This window comes from Bradyrhizobium sp. P5_C11_2 (assembly GCF_054049755.1).
This window is the reverse complement of sequence record NZ_JBFULT010000655.1, coordinates 1-3,751: the sequence shown is the minus strand read 5'-3', so window position 1 is coordinate 3,751 and position 3,751 is coordinate 1. Positions and strand designations below refer to the sequence as shown.

Below are 3,751 nucleotides of genomic sequence, written 5' to 3'. Positions count from 1 at the left end.
GGTCATGGTTGGCTGGCGCCGTACCTTGCACAACGAAAAACACCCGGCGGTTTCCCGCCGGGTGTTCGTTCACGTGGACTTCGACAGATCTTACCAGTTGCGCTGAGCGCGGAGGATCATGGCGATCGAGTCCTGATCCTTCAGCTCGTAGGCCGCGGTCGGCTTGGCGGTCACGACGTTCGGGGTGACGCCAACCGTACCGGAGTACTTCTGGTCGAGGTGGGTCCAGGACAGGTCAGCCGAGAACGTCAGGTTCTTGACCGGGGTCCAGCGGGTGACGATACCGAGCTGGCCGATCGCGAAGTTCGGGTTACACGAGGTAACACCAGCCAGGCCACCGAACACGCCGCCAGCACCACCGGCGCCGCAGAGGGTGGTCTTGGCCAGCGTGCCGAACTGGGCCTGAGCGTAGGCACCGTAGAGCGCGGAGTTCCAGTAGGGATCCCAGTTGTGGGTGTAAGCACCGCGGAAGCCCCAGGTCTTGACGGTTTCCTGCTGGCTGCCGGTCACGAACACCGTGTCAGGAGCACTGGCGAAGCCGATGCTCTGGTAGGCAACGCCCGAGCTACCGTACAGCGCGTAGGAGCTGCCCGAGAGGTTCTGGAAGTTGTAGCGAGTCGCACCGTCGGTGTAGACGCCCTGGATGTTGATCGTGTCACCCGCGCCGGTCGGGATGTTCTTGATCGACAGAGCGAGCTGAACCGCCCAACCCCACTTGTCGTCGGGGTGGCCAGTCGGCTCGGTCGCGCCGTAATAGCCAACGTGGTTGTCATGCGCAGCCACCGACGCCTGGAACAGGCCCCAAGCCTGGTCGACACGCACCATACCGACGAGGTTCGGCGAACGCGAGCCGCCGATGGCGTTGGTGCCGTACGAGCCGCCGATCATGCCAGCCGCGGTCGCGCCGGTCATGTTGATGTTGCCAGCCTGATAGTACTGGGTCGCATCTTCAGCCGAGAACGCCGCAGTGATGCCCTGGCCGAAGTCGGCCGTGTACGTGAACTGGGTAACGCCGGTCACGGTGCCGCTGCCGCCGACGAGGTTGTCGGTGATGTTGCCGGGATAGTTGGTCCAGGGCGCGTCGAACTGCGACACGGCCTTACCCATCGTGAAGCCAGCGAACTGGATGAAGGCGTAGTACACGCCGAGTGCACCGGCCGAGGTGTTGCCGTCGGTGCCGTTCACCGAGCCGGAGCCGTTCGAACCGACGAGGCCGGTGCCCGCAGCGTTGAGACCGAGCGAACCGCTGTACTGGGTACCACCCGTGGCCGAACCGGTGCCCGAATAGTTGCCGGTCGTCCAGGTGAAGACGCCGTCGAAGAAGGTGCGGACCACGCCGTACTCGGTCGCGGTGCGGGTGTCGATGTTCAGGTCTTCACGAGCGCGGAAGGTGTAGTAGTTCATCAGGCGGTTGCGAGCACCGGCAACGCCGCCCTGGTTCGGATTGAAGTCCGAGTTGGTATTGAGGTTCGCATCAGCACGCAGATAACCGCCGAGCTTGATGCAGGTGTCGGTGCCCGGGATGTAGTAGAAACCGGCGCCGTACAGCGAGCAGATCTTCACGTATTCGAMCGCCTTGGCCTTCACGGGAAGATCGGCAGCGAACGCCCCGGAGACGGCCATCAGGCCGGCAGCCGAGCCGAGAAAGAGTGTCTTCGTCAACTTCATCAGTAAACCTCCAGGGTCGGTTCAGGGGGCTCGGATCCTCGGTGGAGGCCGCTTTACCCTCTCAATTTCCGCTCAATTCAGATCCGCACTGAAGGTCCGGACCGAAACGACAGTGAGGTGCCCCCCCTCCGTCGTGCTTCACATATAGTTTATAAAAACAATCGCCTCAATTTATTGATTTAGTGAATCGTAAGTTCGGGGGAGGATGTTGCCGAAGAGCAACAGGGGCGGCCATAGCGGCGAATAAGTATCAGATCATAAAAGCAAAAAGCCCTCAGGGGGCATCCCGAGGGCTTTCTTGGAGGTCTCACATCGCTGTCCGTCGACAAGGTCAAGAGCAGCAAAATTGAGTGCGATCAGACGTAATTTAATTAATTGTTTTTTGCAAGCACTAAACAAGCAGACCGTTCCCACGGTGCGACATACCACTATCGTCAATGCGCGATATGCGAGACGCCTCCCCAATATCCCATTAAAAGACTGATCTAAGGGAACGGGGAGGAGCCACATGATCGAGAAGAAACTCGACAGGGCAATTACGGACTTCATCTGGAACGTCGTCGAGATCCACTCTCAGCTGGAGGACATCCACACCAGTTGGGCCGGACTGCTGGGCATTACCGAGCCGCAGTGGCTGATCCTGATGGCGATCACCGAACTGGACGAGGGACGAGGCGTCGCCGGAATCGACGTTGCGAACAAGTTGCGGGTCCATCCGGCCTTCGTGACCAACCAGACCAAGACCCTCGAAAAGGGCGGCTTCCTGTCGCGGAGCCCGGGAGCCGACGACGCGCGCTTCGTCATGATGTCGCTGACGGCAAAGGCGACGGCGGAAATCGAAAAACTGTCCAAGAGAAAGCTCGCCTTGAACTCGACCATGTTCAACGAGCTCGACGAGAAGACCTTGGCTGATCTGAATGCTGCGCTCGCAACCATTGCCAAGAATGCCCGGCTGGCTGCGCGATTGCTGGCTATCGACGTCTCGTGAGACGCCGGTGCCCGGCTGACGCGGCTAAAGCGCGATGAGGTTCTGGTTGAATCGGTGCGGACCCAGAACTCGAATCACCTCTCCCGTAGGGAGAGGTGAACCGCGGACAGTCGACCGAACCTCATTTCATCACGTGCTAGAGGTAGGTTACGGGATCGAGCTGACGGGCCGCTCCAAGCTTGCTGTCGAGCCATTGGAAAACGAAATTGTCCACGGCGATGAAGTTCTCGACCTCGCCCTGAGGGTGCGGGATGCGGTTCGGCACGACGATCGAGCAATCAGCGCCGGCCTGCCGATAGCCGGCTTGCAGCTCGAGTGCTTCTTGTTCCCGGACCATCGACCGACTTCCGACAACCGTGAGCAGCGGACAGGGTATGCGACGCGACGGCAGCAACGACCCCGTCGAGGTCCCGTCATGGACGGCCTGCGCAGCGCCGGTCATCCAGCGAAGCGACGCTCGACGCATGACCGACGTCAACAGGCCACCGTCGCACACGGCGGCAGCTATCCTGCGATCCGCGAGGGCCAGGCGGGACGCATGACTGGCGCCCGCCCCTTCGCCATAGATTGCGATCCGTTGCGGGTCGACATCCGGGCGGGCCTCCAGATAGTCCACCCAGCATTGCAGGATATGCTCCGGCTTGAAGAGGCGACGACCAGACAAATTGCGGGCATCGACGAGCAGGAGTGACATGTTCCGGCAGAGTGCGGCCGGCAACAGCCTGCTCATCATCGAGCCCACCGTCATTTCCTCGTCACTGACGCAGATGACGGCGGGTGCGGAAGGCCGCTCATGACGGCACGCCGGCAGAAACAAGCCGGTCAACGGCCCCTGATCGAAGCCATCAATCTTCACGCGCTCGATCGCTGGACCAGCACCATCCTCGAAGCCCGTCAGGCTGATATCGACCTTGTCTGCGAGGTCGGTACTCTCGAGATCTTCCGGACAAGACAACCTTCTCGCGACCTCAACGGCCGTCAGCGAGCACAGCCACGCTTCCCGCGCAATCAGAACGGAATCATCTTCACGCACGGATTCGGCGAATATCCGGTAGTCGTCTGCAACCCTCAACCAGTCCGAAACCCACAGATGCC

The 3,751-nt window shown here is 60.9% G+C and carries 3 protein-coding genes; 1 reads left to right on the top strand and 2 read right to left on the bottom strand.

Annotation, left to right across the window (positions count from 1 at the left end; all coding sequences use genetic code 11):
* Positions 1–90: 90 nt before the first annotated feature.
* Positions 91–1,668: a porin gene (locus ACXJL8_RS36220; RefSeq protein WP_456686554.1), complete on the bottom strand. Its 1,578-nt coding sequence runs from the start codon at positions 1,666–1,668 to the stop codon at positions 91–93.
* 508 nt (positions 1,669–2,176) lie between these two features.
* On the opposite strand from ACXJL8_RS36220, the gene ACXJL8_RS36215 reads away from it, so the two are divergent.
* Entirely contained in the window at positions 2,177–2,656 is a 480-nt protein-coding gene (locus ACXJL8_RS36215; RefSeq protein WP_456623532.1) for a MarR family winged helix-turn-helix transcriptional regulator, read from the top strand.
* 136 nt (positions 2,657–2,792) lie between these two features.
* Here the strand turns inward: ACXJL8_RS36215 and ACXJL8_RS36210 are convergent.
* The coding region (locus ACXJL8_RS36210; RefSeq protein ID WP_456686553.1) for an alpha/beta hydrolase at positions 2,793–3,751 on the bottom strand (959 nt) is incomplete at its 5' end.